The 16533-nt window shown below is 65.6% G+C and carries 18 protein-coding genes; 7 read left to right on the top strand and 11 right to left on the bottom strand.

Annotated elements, in window-relative coordinates; genetic code table 11:
* Nucleotides 1-25: 25 nt before the first annotated feature.
* Genes tadA through queE form a run of 3 tightly spaced genes read right to left on the bottom strand, consistent with a single transcriptional unit; the run spans nucleotide 26 to nucleotide 1757 of the window.
* Nucleotides 26-634, bottom strand: coding sequence for a tRNA adenosine(34) deaminase TadA (gene tadA, locus AC3FJ6_RS18015; RefSeq protein ID WP_488773099.1), 609 nt, complete (start codon nucleotides 632-634; stop codon nucleotides 26-28).
* Between the two features lie 7 nt (nucleotides 635-641).
* Nucleotides 642-1118, bottom strand: coding sequence for a 6-pyruvoyl trahydropterin synthase family protein (locus AC3FJ6_RS18020; RefSeq protein WP_092599951.1), 477 nt, complete (start codon nucleotides 1116-1118; stop codon nucleotides 642-644).
* Nucleotides 1119-1121: 3 nt separating this feature from the next.
* Nucleotides 1122-1757 carry a 7-carboxy-7-deazaguanine synthase gene (gene queE / locus AC3FJ6_RS18025; protein WP_488773100.1) on the bottom strand — a complete coding sequence of 212 codons (636 nt, stop codon included), beginning with the start codon at nucleotides 1755-1757 and terminating at the stop codon, nucleotides 1122-1124.
* A 256-nt stretch (nucleotides 1758-2013) separates the two neighbouring features.
* On the opposite strand from queE, the gene AC3FJ6_RS18030 reads away from it, so the two are divergent.
* Nucleotides 2014-3222: an MFS transporter gene (locus AC3FJ6_RS18030; protein ID WP_488773101.1), complete on the top strand. Its 1209-nt coding sequence runs from the start codon at nucleotides 2014-2016 to the stop codon at nucleotides 3220-3222.
* A 92-nt stretch (nucleotides 3223-3314) separates the two neighbouring features.
* On the opposite strand, the gene AC3FJ6_RS18035 is transcribed toward AC3FJ6_RS18030, so the two are convergent.
* The 3 genes from AC3FJ6_RS18035 to AC3FJ6_RS18045 all read right to left on the bottom strand — a co-directional run bounded on the left by AC3FJ6_RS18035 (nucleotide 3315) and on the right by AC3FJ6_RS18045 (nucleotide 5008).
* The gene (locus AC3FJ6_RS18035) at nucleotides 3315-3824 is read right to left on the bottom strand and encodes a DUF1993 domain-containing protein (RefSeq protein WP_153947767.1); all 510 of its coding nucleotides are present in this window, start codon (nucleotides 3822-3824) and stop codon (nucleotides 3315-3317) included.
* Nucleotides 3825-3962: 138 nt separating this feature from the next.
* On the bottom strand, nucleotides 3963-4361 hold the full coding sequence (locus tag AC3FJ6_RS18040) for an exonuclease/endonuclease/phosphatase family protein (protein WP_488773102.1): 399 nt from the start codon (nucleotides 4359-4361) through the stop codon (nucleotides 3963-3965).
* A 137-nt stretch (nucleotides 4362-4498) separates the two neighbouring features.
* Entirely contained in the window at nucleotides 4499-5008 is a 510-nt protein-coding gene (locus AC3FJ6_RS18045) for an endonuclease/exonuclease/phosphatase family protein (RefSeq protein WP_488773103.1), read from the bottom strand.
* 210 nt (nucleotides 5009-5218) lie between these two features.
* Between AC3FJ6_RS18045 and AC3FJ6_RS18050 the strand changes: the two genes are divergently transcribed.
* From AC3FJ6_RS18050 to AC3FJ6_RS18060, 3 genes are all read left to right on the top strand, one after another.
* On the top strand, nucleotides 5219-6742 hold the full coding sequence (locus AC3FJ6_RS18050; protein ID WP_488773104.1) for an MFS transporter: 1524 nt from the start codon (nucleotides 5219-5221) through the stop codon (nucleotides 6740-6742).
* A gap of 85 nt (nucleotides 6743-6827) precedes the next feature.
* Entirely contained in the window at nucleotides 6828-8060 is a 1233-nt protein-coding gene (locus AC3FJ6_RS18055; RefSeq protein ID WP_488773105.1) for an amidohydrolase family protein, read from the top strand.
* A gap of 129 nt (nucleotides 8061-8189) precedes the next feature.
* Nucleotides 8190-9365 (top strand): GGDEF domain-containing protein, encoded by a 1176-nt coding sequence (locus tag AC3FJ6_RS18060; protein WP_488773106.1) that lies wholly within the window; start codon nucleotides 8190-8192, stop codon nucleotides 9363-9365.
* Between the two features lie 125 nt (nucleotides 9366-9490).
* On the opposite strand, the gene guaA is transcribed toward AC3FJ6_RS18060, so the two are convergent.
* From guaA to guaB, 3 genes are all read right to left on the bottom strand, one after another.
* Nucleotides 9491-11110 carry a glutamine-hydrolyzing GMP synthase gene (gene guaA / locus AC3FJ6_RS18065; protein WP_488773107.1) on the bottom strand — a complete coding sequence of 540 codons (1620 nt, stop codon included), beginning with the start codon at nucleotides 11108-11110 and terminating at the stop codon, nucleotides 9491-9493.
* Nucleotides 11085-11750: a hypothetical protein gene (locus tag AC3FJ6_RS18070; protein WP_488773108.1), complete on the bottom strand. Its 666-nt coding sequence runs from the start codon at nucleotides 11748-11750 to the stop codon at nucleotides 11085-11087. Before AC3FJ6_RS18070 ends, guaA begins: the two co-directional genes overlap by 26 nt.
* A gap of 94 nt (nucleotides 11751-11844) precedes the next feature.
* A complete protein-coding gene (gene guaB, locus AC3FJ6_RS18075; protein ID WP_400395062.1) occupies nucleotides 11845-13308 on the bottom strand; it encodes an IMP dehydrogenase in 1464 nt (487 codons plus the stop codon).
* Between the two features lie 115 nt (nucleotides 13309-13423).
* Between guaB and AC3FJ6_RS18080 the strand changes: the two genes are divergently transcribed.
* Entirely contained in the window at nucleotides 13424-14395 is a 972-nt protein-coding gene (locus AC3FJ6_RS18080) for a DMT family transporter (RefSeq protein ID WP_488773109.1), read from the top strand.
* Nucleotides 14396-14487: 92 nt separating this feature from the next.
* Nucleotides 14488-15030: a DUF4124 domain-containing protein gene (locus AC3FJ6_RS18085; RefSeq protein WP_488773110.1), complete on the top strand. Its 543-nt coding sequence runs from the start codon at nucleotides 14488-14490 to the stop codon at nucleotides 15028-15030.
* A gap of 32 nt (nucleotides 15031-15062) precedes the next feature.
* Here AC3FJ6_RS18085 and AC3FJ6_RS18090 read toward each other — a convergent pair whose 3' ends face one another.
* Together AC3FJ6_RS18090 and AC3FJ6_RS18095 are read right to left on the bottom strand one after the other, a co-directional pair.
* Nucleotides 15063-15422, bottom strand: coding sequence for an RnfH family protein (locus AC3FJ6_RS18090; protein ID WP_488773111.1), 360 nt, complete (start codon nucleotides 15420-15422; stop codon nucleotides 15063-15065).
* Nucleotides 15406-15846: a type II toxin-antitoxin system RatA family toxin gene (locus tag AC3FJ6_RS18095; RefSeq protein ID WP_066735285.1), complete on the bottom strand. Its 441-nt coding sequence runs from the start codon at nucleotides 15844-15846 to the stop codon at nucleotides 15406-15408. Before AC3FJ6_RS18095 ends, AC3FJ6_RS18090 begins: the two co-directional genes overlap by 17 nt.
* 185 nt (nucleotides 15847-16031) lie before the next feature.
* Here AC3FJ6_RS18095 and smpB point away from each other — a divergent pair, with 185 nt between their 5' ends.
* Nucleotides 16032-16481 (top strand): SsrA-binding protein SmpB, encoded by a 450-nt coding sequence (gene smpB, locus AC3FJ6_RS18100; RefSeq protein ID WP_092599990.1) that lies wholly within the window; start codon nucleotides 16032-16034, stop codon nucleotides 16479-16481.
* The last annotated feature ends 52 nt before the right edge of the window (nucleotides 16482-16533 follow it).

Below are 16533 nucleotides of genomic sequence, written 5' to 3' on the forward strand. Positions count from 1 at the left end.
GACGCTCGGAAGCAGGAATTCTCGCCTAATCGGCTGCCGCTGGCGAGGGTGGCGAAGGTGGTGCGACCTGCCCTTCGGCAAGCGGCTGCTCCCCGGCGGCCCGCGCTGCCTGCTGCGCTGCCTGCTGCGCTGCCTTCTGGGCCGCCTTCTGGGCCCGGCGCCGTGCGCCAAAGAAATCGCGCAGCATCTGGCCACACTCATCGGCCATCACGCCGCGTGCCAGCGTGGTCTGGTGGTTCAGCGTGGCCTGCGCGAACAGGTCGACGACACTGCCCGCCGCACCGGTCTTGGGATCGGTGGCGCCAAACACCACGTGCTTGAGCCGCGCATGGAGAATGGCGCCACTGCACATCGCGCAGGGCTCCAGCGTCACGTACAGCTCGCACTCGGGCATGCGGTAGTTGCCCAGCACCTTGGCCGCCGCGCGCAGCGCCTGCATTTCGGCATGGGCGGACGGATCGACCGAACGGATCGGCAGGTTATGGCCGCGCGCGATGATCTGGTCGTTCCACACCACCACGGCGCCCACCGGCACCTCGCCGGCCGCCTCGGCCAGGCGCGCCTCTTCCAGCGCAGCCGTCATATAGAAACGGTCCCGCGTGGCTTCGTCCTGGAACTGGGGCGCGCCGGACATGGGCAGCTCAGTCCTGCGCCGGCAGCGCGAACGGCGCGCTGACTTCGGCCCAGCAGTTCGGCGTTTCGAACAGCACCAGCTTCGTCAGCTGCAGATGATGGCCGAAGCAGTCCTTGAACACGGGCGCCAGGATATCGAACGCTTCCTGCGCCAGGTTCTCGACGGTCGGGATGCTGTCGATCACCACGGTCTTGTGGTTGTCCATCGACTGCAGGAAGTTCAGCAGCGCGGTGTCGCCGCGATAGATCAGGAACGCATGGTCCCACTTCGACACCAGGTGCTCGTTGGCCAGCGTCTTGATATCGCCGAAATCCAGGATCATCCCGTCGTCGGACGCGCCTTCCTGGCGCAGCACCTCGCCGGACAGCGTCAGGTCCAGCCGATAGCGATGGCCGTGGATATTGCGGCACTGGCCGCCGTGGCTCGGGATGCGGTGGCCGGCATCGAATTCGAGCCGGCGGGTGATGGAAACTTGTTTGCTCATGTGTCAGCGAATGCCCAGCAGCTTGTGGGTCTGCAGCGACAGGCGCCAGCGTGGATGACGCTGGCAGAAGTCGACCGCGGCGGCCGTATTCTGCCGGGCCAGCGGGCCATCCATGGCCTGCACCAGGAAATAGCGGAAATCCAGTTGCTCGTATGCCGCGAAGTCCTGACCCGCCTGCGGCATCACCACCTTCAGTTCGTCGCCCTTCTTCACGACCAGTTCCGAACCCATCTTGGGGCTCACGCAAACCCAGTCGATGCCATCGGGCACTTCGATCGTGCCATTGGTCTCGATGGCAATCTCGAAGCCCTGCGCGTGCAGTGCGTCGATCAGCGGCGCGTCAAGCTGCAGCAGCGGCTCGCCGCCCGTGCAGACCACCAGCGGCGTGCCGCCGGCGCCCTGCGGCCATTCCGATGCCACTACCGCGGCCAGTTCCTCGGCCGTCTTGTACTTGCCGCCACGCGTGCCGTCGGTGCCCACGAAATCGGTATCGCAGAACTGGCACACGGCGCGGGCGCGATCTTCCTCGCGGCCGGTCCACAGGTTGCACCCCGAGAAGCGGCAAAACACCGCGGCGCGGCCGGCGTTGGCGCCCTCGCCCTGCAGCGTATAGAAGATTTCCTTGACGGCGTATGTCATGCGTATGCGACGGTTGGGGTGCGTGGGGAGTTCCTGCTCAAAAATTAGGCAAAAGCCGAGGCGCGAGCAACCGGCGATTGTATCAAGAACCTAGGGTTTCTGCTAAGTCCATCGAAATCCGCCGAACCAGCGCCTGCCTTGCAGGCACCTGCCACCTTTCTTGATTTCAAATCAAATATCTTCTGCAGATCGACGGCTTTTTCGGCAACAAAGGCGCTGGCACACTGCGCTCCACCCTTGAATACCGGAGCTTGCCATGCCCGTTGCCTTGCTGGCGCTGACAATCAGTGCCTTTGCCATCGGAACCACCGAATTCGTGATTGTCGGCCTGATCCCGACCATCGCCGCCGACCTGCACATCAGCGTGCCATCGGCGGGACTGCTGGTCAGCCTCTATGCGCTGGGCGTGGCCGTGGGCGCCCCGGTGCTGACCGCGCTGACCGGCCGCCTGCCGCGCAAGGCGCTGCTGCTGTCGCTGATGGCGCTGTTCACCGCCGGCAACCTGCTGGCCTGGCAGGCGCCGAGCTATGAATCGCTGGTGGCCGCGCGCGTGCTGACGGGCCTGGCGCACGGCGTGTTCTTTTCGATCGGATCGACCATCGCCACCAGCCTGGTGCCGCGCGAAAAGGCAGCCAGCGCCATCGCCATCATGTTTACGGGCCTGACGGTCGCACTGGTCACCGGCGTGCCGCTGGGTACGTTCATCGGGCAGCACTTCGGATGGCGCGAGACGTTCCTGGCGGTCTCCGCGCTCGGTGTGATCGCGTTTGTGGGCAGCCTGTTGTTCGTGCCATCGACGATCCGCCACGCCGCGCCGGCCTCGCTGCTGCAACAGGCACGCGTTCTGGCCGAGCCGCGCCTGTTGCTGGTCTATGCCAAGACAGCCATCGGCTATGGCGGATCGTTTATCCCCTTCACGTTCCTGGCGTCGATCCTGCAGGATGTGTCGGGCTTCAGCGCCAGCGCCGTGGGCCTGGTGATGCTGGTGTATGGCGTCTCGGTCGCCATCGGCAATATCTGGGGTGGCCGCCTGGCCGACCGCCATGGCCCGATCGCGGCGCTGCGCATCGTATTTCTACTATTGGCGGCCGTGCTGTTCGTGCTGACCTTCACCGCCCCGCATCGGTGGCTGGTGCTCGCCACGGTACTGGCCTGGGGCGCGGTGGCCTTCGGCAACGTGCCGGGACTGCAGGTCTATGTGGTCAAGCAGGCGGAGCACCACACGCCGCAGGCCGTGGACGTGGCGTCGGGACTCAATATCGCCGCTTTCAACCTGGGCATCGCCGGCGCGGCATGGGCGGGCGGGCTGGTCGTCGAGCACTTCGGCCTGATGCATACGCCGTGGATCGGCGCGATGGTGGTGCTGGTGGCCTGGGCCCTGACCGAGCTGAGCGGCCGGCTTGACCGTGCCGCAGGCATCGACGTGCGCGCCGGTGGCATGCCGGCCGGGGCCCTGCAGCACTGATCTCCACCCTCGATTACCACCATCGGGCCCGGTAGCCTGCGCATCCAAAGCAGAACGGGCCTCGCAGGCCCGTTTTCCGATGGCATTGCCGTTTAGCGCGGCGCGCCCAGGAAATCCATCTTGCCGATCTGCACGCCCTTGTGACGCAGGAGGTCGTAGGCCGTGGTCACATGGAAGTAGAAGTTCGGCAGCGCAAACCCGAGCGTGTAGCTCTTGCCATCGAACGTCACCGGGCCGTTGCGCAACTTCAGCTCCACCACGCGCGTTTCGCTGCCCTCAAGCTGCTCGGGGCGGATCGACTTCAGGAAGCCCACCGTCCGGGCGATACGCTCCTGCAGTTCGGGGAACGTGGTCTCGTTGTCCGGATACGACGGGATGTCGATCCCGGCCAGCCGTGCCGCGCAGCCCTTGGCCGAGTCGCTGGCCCGCTGCACCTGCGCCGGCAGCGCGTCCATGTCGGCAATCAGACGCGTCTGAAGCAGCTCGGCGGCGTCCATGCCCTGTGCCTGCGCGTGGGCAGCGCCTTTTTCAAGGATGGCGGACAGGTTCGTCAGGGCCCGGACAAACACCGGGATCGATACGTCGTACATCGAGAGGGCCATGGGGGGCTCCTTGCATGGGTCGTGGGATGTTGTCGTGTCACTGCGTGGTCCGGCGGCGCGTGGCGCGCGGTGTGCCGCGGGCTGACGCCTGCCGGTGTCGCAGGCCAGAGCATAGACCGGAACCGCCGGAGCCGCTGGCTAGCCGCCGAGCCCGGCCAGCCACGCATCCGCATCGTCGATGCCGAACTCGATCCACATCGGCAGATGATCGCTCATGCGATAGGTGCGCCAGTCCTTGAAGCTTCGCCCCGGCCGGGTCTGGCGTTCGGACGCGTAGGCATCGGCGTCGGCCAGCCGGTAGACGTGCTCGTACACGTCGAACACGCCGGCGTGGCCGGTCGGCGCCATGCGCGACAGCCGCCGGAAGTAGGCAATCTGGTCGTAGTGCCGGTTCTTGTCCACATTCGAGCCCGGCAAGGATTGAAGCGGCTCAGGCACGACGAACCCCGCCCGGGTGATCGCCTCCATCGTCACGTCGCGCCGGTTGAAGATATTGAAGTCGCCCAGCAGGATCAGGTTGCCCGGGTCGGCCTTCACGCCGGGCGCCGGCTGCGGCGCGGCCGACAGCTTTCCGGCCGCCCTGGCGACGGTCTTGCTGAAGGCGGTGATCTCCGCCAGCCGCCGCGCGTCGTCGGGCTTGCCGGTGCCGTAGTAAATATGGACCGTGGCCAGCGTCAGGTACGCCCATCCGGCCTGGAAGCCGGCGCCAGGTATGGCGAGCGCGCCAGCTGCACGGGGGCCGGCCCCGCCCTGCCCGCCCTGGGCAGCACCAGTTCCGCAGCCAGCCCGGTAAAGCGCACCTTGCGGCGGTCGTACAGATAGGCCATGCGCTCGGCATTGCCGGACGTGCCCAGCGTGACATCGGTCACCAGATAGCCCCACCACGGCCCGAGCATGCGCTGCAGCCGCTGCAACGGGTACAGGCCGTCCCTGACTTCCTGGATGGCGATCAGGTCGAAGCGGCTCAGCACCTCGGCGATGTAAAGGTAGGACTCTTCCGAACGGTAGCCGTACTTGCCGCTGTCGAACTCGCGGATATTCCATGTGGCCAGCAGCAGCGTATCGGTGGCCGTGCGCGCCGGGATCTGGCTCGCCAGCGCCTGGCGCAAGCGTGTCAGGCCTTCGATGGTGCGGGCACGCGCATGCGCGTCGGCGATATCGGCAAGGAAGTCGTAGTGGGTCATTGGAGGGCGCCACGTTGAAAGCCGGCCATCGTCGGGGCCGCCCCTGGCGGCTGCATTGGTCTGCATCAAGCGCGCGGCTGGATAACGCCAATTCCAGCGGACTACGATGCCGCGCCGCCTCCCATGATCCGCGTCAACGCCCACGGCTCCCCCCGGAAATACGATGGCTCGCATCGTTGACAACACAACGGCCATCAAGGGATAGACGCCATGAATCACGCTACAGGTACCACCGCAGGGAATCCTGAAGCTGGCCTTTCGCCAGCATCCGAGCGCGCGCAGCCGCCGAACTTCGCCGGGAACGACCGGGTGTTGTTCGGCATCGTGCTGGGTGTGCTGACGTTCTGGCTGTTCGCGCAGACCACGCTGAACATTGCGCCGGACATGGGCGCCACGCTGGGCCTGTCGCCCACCACGATGAACATCGCCGTGGCCATCACCGCGTTGTTCTCCGGCATCTTCATCGTCTTCATGGGCGGCATCGCCGACCGCGTGGGGCGCTACCGCATCCTGCAGCTCGGCTTTTGCCTGAGCATCGCGGGGTCGCTGCTGGTGGCGATCGCGCCGGCCGGCCCGCTGGCCATACCTTGCCTGCTGGCGGGCCGCGCGCTGCAAGGCCTGTCGGCGGCATGCATCATGCCGTCGAGCCTCGCGCTGATCAAGACATACTGGCCCGGCAAGGCACGCCAGCGGGCCATCAGCATCTGGTCGATCGGATCGTGGGGCGGCTCGGGCGTGTGCGCGATCTTTGGCGGAACCATCGCGGCCCAGTTCGGCTGGCGCTCGATCTTCTTCCTGTCGATCGCGGCGGCCGTGGCCGGCCTGCTGATGATCCGGGGCACGCCCGAAAGCCGGGCCGAGGACCGGCACGACGCGAAGATCGACCGCAAGGGTATCTTCACCTTCATGGTTGCGATGATCGCGCTGCAGGTGGTGGTCACGCAGGGTGCCCGGTTCGGCTGGACCAGCGTCAGCACGCTGTTGCTGGTGGCAGCCGTGGTGATCTTCGGTTTCGTGTTCCTGCGCCACGAGGCCCGCGCCGCGGACCCGTTCATCGACTTCCGCCTGTTCCGCAGCAGCACCTACACCGGCGCGACGATTTCCAACTTCATGCTCAACGGCGTGGCCGGCACGCTGATCGTGGTCATGCAGCTGGCGCAGCTGGGCGGCAACATGACCGCCCAGCAGGCCGGCGTGCTGACCATCGGCTTCGCCATCACGATCATTGCGTTTATCCGCGTCGGCGAAAAGCTGTTGCAGCGGTTTGGCGCCCGCAAGCCGATGCTGTGGGGCTGCGCGCTGACGGCCGCGTCGGTGATCTGCCTGGCGATGACGCAGCTGACGCTGGCCGACTACAAGATCGTCGCCACCATCGGCTTTGCCCTGCAGGGTATCGGCCTGGCGTTCTATGCCACCCCGTCCACCGATGCCGCGCTGTCCGCGTTGCCGCCGGACCAGGCGGGTTCCGGCGCCGGCATCTACAAGATGGCGTCGTCGCTGGGCGGCGCGTTCGGCGTGGCCATCTCGGCCACGATCTTCACGGCCGTGCGCACCCATGCCGAAGGCGCGCAGATGCTCGACGGGCTGATCGACTTCCAGGGCGCCCAGGACCAGGTGGCCGTGCGTACGGCGGCCATCCTGGCGCTGGCATTCAACCTCTGCATGGTCGTCGTGGCGGCCATTTCGATCATGGCAACCATCCCGCGCGCCAAACCCGGTGTGCCTGCCCGGTGATGGGCCGGCATCCGCGCACGGTGACGCCTGCAACTGCGCCTTTTATGTCTTCCGTACTGATGTCCTCATCAAGGAGGCCTGTTCCATGTCTGCATCCATCGTTCTCATCTGCGGCAACCTGTTCGACGGTCTCGGCGACACCCTGCAGGGACCCACCGAAATCCTGATCGAACACGACACGATTGCCGCCATCGGGCCGTCGGTGGCGCGGCCGCGCAATGCCCGCGTGATCGATCTGTCCCATCGCACGATCGCGCCGGGCTTTATCGACACGCACGTTCACCTGTTCCTGGATGGGATGAACCTGAAGCAGCAGATCCTGCAGTCCAGCGCCGGCAAGGCGCTGGCTGGCCTGAGCCTGGCCCGCCAGTACATGCGCTATGGCTTCACCACCCTGCGCGACCTCGGCACGTTCGACGATGGCTGGCCGGGGCTGGAACTGCGCAACGCAATCAACGCGGGCCGCCTGACCGGTCCCCGCCTGTTCGTGGCGCCGCATATGATCAGCGGATCGGGCGGCCATGGCGACATGCAGGGCGCGCTGCCGTGCCGCTGCCATCTGGGGCTGTCGAAAACGGCCGACTCGCCCACCGATATCCGCAAGCAGGTGCGTTGCCAGGCCGCGCATGGCGCCGACTGGATCAAGACCATGAACACCGGCGGCTATATGAGCTTTGGCGACGACCCTGCGCGCGTGACGTGGTTCGACGAAGAAATGGAGGCCGCAGCAGCCGCCGCCCATCAGCTGGGCCTTCCGGTTTCCGTGCACACGGGCGCCGCCGAAGGCTGCAAGCAGGCCCTGCGTGCCGGCGCGCGCAGCCTGGAACATTGCTACCTGATCGACGACGAGGGCATTGCGCTGGCCGAAGCGTCGGGCGCCTTCCTGGTGCCAACCATGCAGATGACGCTGGAAGACAAGGACATGCTGGCGGCCAACACGTTGCCGCCGCAGGCGGTCTGGAAGTTTTCGCGCGACCTGCCCGAAATCGAGCGGGCCCAGCGGCGCATGGCCGGCAGCCGCGCCCACATCGCACTGGGCACCGACTGCGGCATGTTCCCGTTCTCGCGCGGCATTCTGGAATTCCAGGCGATGGTGGCGGCCGGCCTGTCGCCGGCCCGGGCGCTGCGCGCGGGCACCAGCGTGGCCGCGGCCCTGCTCCAACGCTCCGACATCGGCGTGCTCGAAGTCGGACGCCAGGCCGACATCGTGGCGATGCCAGGCGATCCGCTGGCCGACATCGCGGCCACCGCGCAGGTGGACTTTGTCATGCGCGGCGGACGCATTTACCGATTTGGTGATCTCGACCTGCCGGGTTGAAAACGCCCACAGCCCCGGAATCGTCGAAACACCTGCCGGAGATCTTCGGAAGCATCCACGACATGCCGTCATTCCAACGTAGAATTCGCAAGCCGGCGCACAGCCCCGGCGCAATGTCATGTCATCTGGATGTACGTCGATCTCCTTACCCTTTACCTTCTGGCTATCGGAACGCTGCTCGCCAGTGCGGGCATGATGTTCTGGGAACACCTGGCCAATCCCCGGCACGGCAAGGCCCTGCGCATTCTGTCCGCGGCATTTGCGACGCTTGCCGTCGGCTGCGTGACGGTGCTCTTCCGGCGCGCCGTGCCCGGTGTGCTGGGATCGGCACTCGCCAACCTGGTAATGCTGTGCGGCTACCTGCTGATCCTCAATGGCGTGGCGGCGCTCAGTAGCCGGCGCTACCACATCACCGTCGGCGTCGTGCTGTGTGGCATGGCAGCCGTTTGGGCAGTATCCGGCACACGATGGCTGGATGCTGTGTGGAACTACGTCAGCGCGTTCCCCATTGCCATCATCAGCGCCATGACTGCACGCGAAATGCTGCGGTGTGAGGCGCTGAAGCCATTTTTGGCGCGTCACATCGTCGTGGCCGTGGCGGGCATCCACGCCCTGCTTTACGCCGGCCGTGCGTTTGCGCTGCCCTGGCTCGTGTCGGCGTACGGGCCTGCCATGCAAGGCATCGCGAGCAAGATCACCATGTACGAGGGGGTCCTGTATTCGGTGATCCTGCCGATGACGATCCTGAAGCTGATCCGCGAAGACAGCCACATGCAGTTGCTCAAAGAATCCCAGACTGACTACCTGACCCGCCTGGGCAACCGCCGGTGGTTTTTCGAACAGGGCCAACGCATTCTGGCGGCCGAAGACCACCGCCGACCGGTAGCCGTCCTGGCTTTCGACCTCGATCAGTTCAAGGCCATCAACGACCGCTACGGCCACCAGGCCGGCGACGAAGTGCTGAAATCGTTCGCGGAGATCGCCCGGGGCGTGATGGGCCCGGACATCCTGTTCGCACGCATCGGCGGCGAGGAATTCGCTGCATTGCTATATGGCGCAGACGCGCAGCGCGCCGGCACGCTCGGCGCGACCGTGGCGGCGCAGTTCGCCGAGAATATCGCCGGCCGTATCGGGGGCGTCGGCATTCCGGCCACAGTCAGCATCGGGCTGGCGCAATTCGAGCGGGAAACGCCAGTGCTGAGTGACGCATTGGTCGCCGCTGACCAGGCGTTGTACCGGGCCAAGGCGCTGGGTGGGAATCGTCTGGAAATCGCGCAAACCGAGGACCAGTCGGCGACGGTGTGACGCGGCCGGGGAAGGCCATGTGAGGCGGGGTCCGGCAGGCGGATACCTGCTGGCATCCGCCCGATGCGGGATCGGCACCGGCGCATCCGGCCCTGCCAGGCGCCGGATGGCCTAAGGCCGGGGGATTATTCCCATTCGATCGTTGCAGGCGGCTTGCCCGAAACGTCGTACACCACGCGATTCAGGCCGCGCACCTCGTTGATGATGCGGTTCGAGCAGCGGCCCAGCAGCGCGTACGGCAGATGCGCCCAGTGCGCGGTCATGAAGTCCGTGGTCTGCACGGCGCGCAGCGCCACCACGTAGTCGTACGTGCGGCCATCGCCCATCACGCCAACCGACTTCACCGGCAGGAACACGGCGAATGCCTGGCTGGTCAGGTCGTACCAGCTTTTGCCCACCTGATGCGGTTCGCACAGGCCGGCGGCGGCATCCTGCTCGGTGGCGATGGTCTTGCGCAGTTCCTCGATGAAGATCGCGTCGGCGCGGCGCAGCAGATCGGCGTACTCGCGCTTGACCTCGCCCAGGATACGCACACCGAGGCCCGGACCCGGGAACGGATGGCGGTAGACCATTTCTGGCGGCAGGCCCAGCGCCACGCCCAGTTCGCGCACTTCGTCCTTGAACAGGTCGCGCAGCGGTTCCAGCAGCTTCAGCCCCAGCGTTTCGGGCAGTCCGCCCACATTGTGGTGACTCTTGATCGTGGTTGCCTTCTTGGTCTTGGTGCCGCCCGATTCCACCACATCCGGGTAGATCGTGCCCTGCGCCAGCCACTTGGCGTTGGTCAGCTTCTTTGCTTCGGCCTGGAACACTTCCACGAACTCGCGGCCGATGATCTTGCGCTTCTGCTCCGGATCGGTCACGCCGGCCAAGTGGCCCAGGAACTGGTCCGATGCGTCGACATGGATGACCTTGGCATGCAGGCGGCCCGCGAACATGTCCATCACCATCTTGCCTTCGTCCAGGCGCAGCAGACCGTGATCGACAAACACGCAGGTCAGCTGGTCGCCGATCGCGCGATGGATCAGCGCAGCCGCCACCGACGAATCGACGCCGCCGGACAGGCCCAGGATCACCTCTTCGTCGCCCACCTGCTCGCGGATCTTGGCCACGGCCTCGGCGATGTGGTCCCCCATCACCCAATCCGGGTTCGCGCCGCAGATCTGCAGCACGAATCGATCGAGCATCTCGCGGCCCTTCGACGTGTGCGTGACTTCCGGGTGGAACTGCACTGCGTAGTAGCCGCGGGCCTCGTCGGCCATGCCGGCGATCGGGCAGCTCGGCGTCGATGCCATCAGCTTGAAGCCGTCGGGCAGCGCGGTCACCTTGTCGCCGTGGCTCATCCAGACCTTCAGCATGCCGTGGCCTTCGGGCGTGCTGAAATCCTCGATGCCCTTGAGCAGGTTCGTATGGCCATGGGCGCGGACTTCCGCGTAGCCAAACTCGCGCGAATCGCTCCATTCGACCTTGCCGCCCAGCTGCACGGCCATGGTCTGCATGCCGTAGCAGATGCCCAGTACCGGCACGCCCAGATCCCACACGGCCTGCGGTGCGCGCAGCTGGTGGTCTTCGTAGGTGCTGGCGTGGCTGCCCGACAGGATCACGCCCTTTGGCGCGAACTCGCGGACGAATTCATCGGTCACGTCGTTCGGATGGATTTCGCAGTAGACGTGCGCTTCGCGAACGCGGCGGGCGATCAGCTGCGTGACTTGCGAACCGAAATCAAGAATGAGGATTTTGTCGTGCATGATTGGCAGTGGGCAGTGCATCCGGATCGGGTTCGGTCATGACTTCGGTGCCCGGGCCATAGCCGGGCGGCGGCGTGATGACCGGCTCGCGCCGGTATTCGGGGGATGCGGGGGACGTCGCCGGGCGCGCCGGGCGGCCAATGCCGCTGTCGGCGACATCGGTCACGTCGGTAACGTCGGTCGGATAGGGAACGCCGGCGGCACGCGCGTCGCGGTCGGCCTTGGCCTGGTCGGCCAGCGCGCGTTCGCGCAGCCGCACCTTCTTGGCCGACGGAATCAGCACGATGGCGAAGAACAGCAGCATGGCCGCCATCGTCAGCAGCCAGACCTTGCCGGCCGGCTGGACGGGCATGTCCAGGAACAGCGTCCAGGCGGCCACCAGTATCGCGCTGGCCAGGTTGATCAACCCGGCGACGCGCGCCACGGGCACCGTCATATGTCCATTGAATGTGGCCGTGAACAGCAGCCATGACATGCCGAGCGTGGCCACGCCCAGCAGCTGCCCGAACAGGGCCGGCTCCGGCACCGGCAGTTGCAGCGCGGCGTACAGCGTGGTGAACGGCGACATCAGCAGCAGCAGGCCAAGCAGCAAGTCGAGCACCGCATCGAAAAACAGCACGGCTCGCAGCAATACCTTCATGGTCGCTCCTTATTGCGGCGCGGCCGCGCAGGCCCCGTCAACCTCGACAGAACCGGCGCGGCCGTGGTGCCCGTCAGGGCAGGCCAGATCGACATCAATCGATATGGTAGTTCGGCGCTTCCTTGGTGATCTGCACGTCATGGACATGCGATTCGCGCATGCCCGCTGCCGTGATCTGCACGAACTCGGCCGATTCGTGCCACTGCGGAATCGAGCTGGCGCCGCAGTAACCCATCGACGCGCGGATGCCGCCAGTCAGCTGGTGGATGATCGCCTGCACCGGTCCCTTGTACGCGACTCGGCCTTCGATGCCTTCCGGCACCAGCTTGTCGACGTTGGCGGTGTTGTCTTCCTGGAAGTAGCGGTCAGCCGCGCCGTCCTTCATCGCGCCAACCGAACCCATGCCACGGTAGCTCTTGAACGAGCGGCCCTGGAACAGGAATACCTCGCCCGGAGCTTCCTCGGTACCCGAGAACATGCCGCCCATCATCACGGTGTGGGCACCGGCCGCCAGGGCCTTGGCCACGTCGCCGGAATAGCGCACGCCGCCATCGGCGATCAGCGGCACGCCCGTGCCCTTGAGCGCCTCGGCCACGTTCGACACGGCCGTGATCTGCGGCACACCGACACCGGCCACGATACGTGTGGTGCAGATCGAGCCAGGGCCGATACCGACCTTGACGCCATCGGCGCCATGCTCGACCAGCGCCAGCGCGGCGGCGCCGGTGGCGATATTGCCGCCCACCACCTGCACCTGCGGGAAGTTCTGCTTGACCCACCGCACGCGGTCCAGCACGCCCTGGCTGTGGCCGTGCGCGGTATCCACCACGATCACGTCGACGCCGGCCTTGACCAGCAGTTCCACGCGTTCATCGTTGTCCGGGCCCACGCCCACTGCGGCGCCTACGCGCAGCTGGCCGTGCGCATCCTTGCTGGCCAGCGGATTGTCCACGGCCTTCTGGATGTCCTTTACCGTGATCAGGCCGCGCAGCTCGAACGCCGCGTTGACCACCAGCACGCGCTCAAGGCGGTGGCGGTTCATCAGGCGCTTGGCTTCTTCCAGCGGCGCGCCTTCGGCCACCGTCACGAGCTTGTCGCGCGGGGTCATCTTGGCACGCACGGGTGCGTCCAGTTCTTCTTCGAAACGCAGGTCGCGGTTGGTGATGATGCCGACGACGGTCTTGCCCTCGAGCACCGGGAAACCCGAAATGCCGTGCTGTTGCGACAGCGCAATCACATCGCGAACCTTCATGTCCGGCGAAATGGTGATCGGATCACGCAGCACACCCGATTCGTAGCGTTTTACACGCGCCACTTCACGGGCCTGGTCGGCGGGCTTCAGGTTCTTGTGAACGATACCGATACCGCCGGCCTGCGCCATGGCAATGGCCAGGCGCGCTTCCGTCACCGTATCCATGGCGGCGGACAGCAGCGGAATATTGAGTTCGATCGAACGGGTCAGTCGGGTGCGGAGGGAAACATCCCGGGGCAGGACGGCCGAATAGGCCGGGACGAGCAGCACGTCATCGAATGTGAGTGCTTTCTGGACAAGACGCATAGCGAATCCTCTAGGCGCAAAAGCAGATTATACAGGAATGCAGGATTTGCTGATGCGTTGTTGCAAGCCGTTTGCTATTCTCGGCCACCTTTTTCAAACAAGGCATCGGGAGACCATGGGAATCGGCGTACTGTGCGGGCTGCTGGCCGGCGCGTTCTGGGGAATGGTATTCATCGCCCCAAAGCTGCTGCCGGCATTTCCCCCCTGGGAACTGGCAATCGGCCGCTATCTGGCGTACGGCCTGGTGGCCCTGGTCGCCGCCCTGCCGCTGATGCGCCGCATTGCGCGCAAGCTGACACGCCCCGACTGCGTGGCCCTGTTACGGCAGGCCTTTACCGGCAACCTGCTTTACTACGTGCTGCTGGCGTTCGGCGTGCAACTGGCGGGCGTGGGCCCCACGTCGCTGATCATCGGCATCCTGCCGATCTCGGTCACGCTGATGGGCCGGCGCGACCATGGCGCCGTGCCGCTGCGCCGCCTGACGCTGCCGCTGCTGGTCGTGGCGGCCGGCATCGCCTGCATCAACGTGGACCTGTTCGGCGGTGGTGGCGGTGGTGGCGGTGCCCACGGCGCGGCCGTGGCGGACGCAACGATCCGCCCCGTGTGGCAGAAAATCGCCGGCGTGCTCTGTGCGGCTGGGGCGCTGGCCTGCTGGACGCTCTATGCCGTGGACAACGCGCGCTACCTGCAGCGGCACCCGCACTTCAGCGGCAACGAGTGGTCCGCGCTCTATGGGCTGTCCACCGGGCTGGTGTCGCTGATCCTGGCAATCGCCGGCTGGCTCGCGTTCGGTGACACGCTGACGGCCCCAGGCAGCGCCCGGGACTGGCAGTGGTTCTGGACCGTCAACGCGGCGGTTGCGCTGGGAGCGTCGCTAATTGGCAACAATCTCTGGAACATTTCGAGCCGCCGGTTGCCGCTTACGCTGTCCGGTCAGATGATCGTCTTCGAGACGCTGTTCGCGCTGGCATACGGGTTCGTGTTCGATCACCGCTGGCCGCGGCCGCTGGAAATCGCCGCCATTGTGTTGCTGATGGCTGGCGTAGCGTGGTCGGTCCGCTTGCATGCGACGGACAAGTCTCAGTAGACTAGCGGCCAATGCCGGGTGGGTCACACGAAAGTCAACCCCACTGGCGACTGATGCCAACACAACCTGCTCGACCCGCTCACGATTTCGCCATGAAACGATCGTCCGCGCTGTACCTGCTGATTGCCGCAAGCCTGGCCATTCCCGGCACCGCCTTCTCCCAGTGGCAATGGAAGGACGCCAACGGCCGCACGGTCTACAGCGATGTTCCGCCGTCGCCATCGGTGCCTGAACGGGCCATCCTGGCCGCGCCGGGCCGGGTAGCCGGCGCCTATCGCCCGCTGGAAACGGAAACCGCCAAGGCTGACGGCAACCCGGCGCCGACGGGCAGCGCGCGCATGCAGCAGGTCAGCGCCAAGGCCAAGGCCGACAAACCCGTCGATGCCGACGAGGCATTCCGCGAGCGCCGCGATGCCCGCATCAAGGCCGACCTGGAAGCTGCCGCCAAGGAACGCAGCCAGCTGGCGCGCGACGAACGGTGCCAGCAGTTGCGTAACTACGCCACCGGGCTGAGTGCCGGCGTGCGGGTGTCCCGATCCGGCGCCGACGGCGCCCCGATGCGCCTCAACGACGACGAGCGCACGGCCGAACTGGCGCGCACCAACGATTCGATCAACCAGCAGTGCAGCGGCTGACGGGCTGATGCCTTGAAGGCAGGAGGCCCTGTTCAGGCGCCCTGCCCGCCTCCGCCGCGCAGCCATTTCTGGCCCTCGCGCATCCCGGAGGCCCGGGTTTTCTGCACGCGCTTGCGCCGGGCGGTCTTGGGATCCGCCGTCAGGACACGGTAGATTTCCACCCGATCACCCTGGCGCACCACGGTATCCAGCGATTTCAGCTTGCCGTAGATTCCCACGCGCATCGTCGTGGGATCCACTTCCGGGTGCGCCTCGGTCAGCCCGCTGGATTGAATGGCGCCGACGATGGTCGTGCCCTCCGGGACGGCAACTTCCTTCAGGAACACCGCATCCGGACGGGCATAGCAGACCGAAACGCGGACGGTCGCCGATGCTTCAGCCTTGCTTGGCATAGACCACCTCGGCCCGTTTGACAAAGGCATCCACAAACGTGTTGGCGATCACGCTGAACGCCGGACCGATGATTTTTTCGAGAATGACGCTCGAAAATTCGTAATGCAGGTGAAATTCGATCTTGCAGGCATCGGCGCGCAACGGCGTGAATCGCCAGGAACCGTTGAAGGTCTTGAAAGGACCGTCCGCGAACGTCATATCGATACGAGTTGGACGCTCCTGGGTATTGCGCGTGTGGAAATACTGCTTGATGCCGCTGAAATGGATATGGATCTTGGCATCGAGCAGCGTGTCGGTTTGCTCGAAGACCTCCACGCCACCGCACCATGGCAGGAACTTGGGATAGTCCTCCACGCGCGTGACCAGGTCGTACATCTGTTCGGCCGAGAAGCCGAGCAGGACGGATTTATGGACGTCTGCCATGTATACGGGTTGCGGGCACCTCGGGACTGGGCCGGGCCGGAGCGGTTTGCTAAAATCAGGATTTTAGCCGACAGCCGCGAACACGGCACGCCTTGGCGCGCTCGGCCGCAGTCATGTTGCTGCGCACCCTCACTGCCGCCGCCCTGCCAGGCCGCGCCGGTCAAATTTAGGAAATCACCTCCCGCATGACGATCGCTGACAACAAGAAGGCCTTTTTCGACTACTTCATCGAAGAACGCTATGAAGCCGGGATCGTGCTGGAAGGCTGGGAAGTCAAGGCGATCCGGGCGAACCGCGTGCAGATCAAGGAAGGTTATGTTGTGGTGCGCAACGCCGAGATGTTCCTGATCGGCGCCCACATCAGCCCGCTGCAAAGCGCCTCCACGCACGTCACGCCCGATCCGGTACGCACCCGGAAGCTGCTGCTCAAGGCCGACGAGATCAGAAAACTGATCGGCAAGGTGGAGCAGCGCGGCTATACGCTGGTGCCGCTGAACCTGCACTACACGCGCGGCCGCATCAAGTGCGAAATCGGCCTAGGCAAGGGCAAGAAGCAGTTCGACAAGCGGGAGACCGAAAAGAACCGCGACTGGCAGCGCGAAAAGGCGCGCCTGATGAAAAGCGAGAAGGAATGAAGAACGGAGGCCTCGGCCTCCGTTTTCGTTTCGTTTTCGTTTTCGTTTTCGT

Source organism: Cupriavidus sp. 94F1 (assembly GCF_057798875.1).

Coding starts and splice junctions, on each gene's coding strand:
- queE (WP_488773100.1), bottom strand. CDS start 1,757: ATGACATACGCCGTCAAGGAAATCTTCTATACGCTGCAGGGCGAGGGC.
- AC3FJ6_RS18030 (WP_488773101.1), top strand. CDS start 2,014: ATGCCCGTTGCCTTGCTGGCGCTGACAATCAGTGCCTTTGCCATCGGA.
- AC3FJ6_RS18070 (WP_488773108.1), bottom strand. CDS start 11,750: ATGAAGGTATTGCTGCGAGCCGTGCTGTTTTTCGATGCGGTGCTCGAC.
- AC3FJ6_RS18045 (WP_488773103.1), bottom strand. CDS start 5,008: ATGACCCACTACGACTTCCTTGCCGATATCGCCGACGCGCATGCGCGT.
- AC3FJ6_RS18035 (WP_153947767.1), bottom strand. CDS start 3,824: ATGGCCCTCTCGATGTACGACGTATCGATCCCGGTGTTTGTCCGGGCC.
- AC3FJ6_RS18050 (WP_488773104.1), top strand. CDS start 5,219: ATGAATCACGCTACAGGTACCACCGCAGGGAATCCTGAAGCTGGCCTT.
- AC3FJ6_RS18080 (WP_488773109.1), top strand. CDS start 13,424: ATGGGAATCGGCGTACTGTGCGGGCTGCTGGCCGGCGCGTTCTGGGGA.
- AC3FJ6_RS18090 (WP_488773111.1), bottom strand. CDS start 15,422: ATGCCAAGCAAGGCTGAAGCATCGGCGACCGTCCGCGTTTCGGTCTGC.
- AC3FJ6_RS18095 (WP_066735285.1), bottom strand. CDS start 15,846: ATGGCAGACGTCCATAAATCCGTCCTGCTCGGCTTCTCGGCCGAACAG.
- guaB (WP_400395062.1), bottom strand. CDS start 13,308: ATGCGTCTTGTCCAGAAAGCACTCACATTCGATGACGTGCTGCTCGTC.
- tadA (WP_488773099.1), bottom strand. CDS start 634: ATGTCCGGCGCGCCCCAGTTCCAGGACGAAGCCACGCGGGACCGTTTC.
- AC3FJ6_RS18060 (WP_488773106.1), top strand. CDS start 8,190: ATGTACGTCGATCTCCTTACCCTTTACCTTCTGGCTATCGGAACGCTG.
- AC3FJ6_RS18055 (WP_488773105.1), top strand. CDS start 6,828: ATGTCTGCATCCATCGTTCTCATCTGCGGCAACCTGTTCGACGGTCTC.
- guaA (WP_488773107.1), bottom strand. CDS start 11,110: ATGCACGACAAAATCCTCATTCTTGATTTCGGTTCGCAAGTCACGCAG.
- AC3FJ6_RS18085 (WP_488773110.1), top strand. CDS start 14,488: ATGAAACGATCGTCCGCGCTGTACCTGCTGATTGCCGCAAGCCTGGCC.
- AC3FJ6_RS18020 (WP_092599951.1), bottom strand. CDS start 1,118: ATGAGCAAACAAGTTTCCATCACCCGCCGGCTCGAATTCGATGCCGGC.
- smpB (WP_092599990.1), top strand. CDS start 16,032: ATGACGATCGCTGACAACAAGAAGGCCTTTTTCGACTACTTCATCGAA.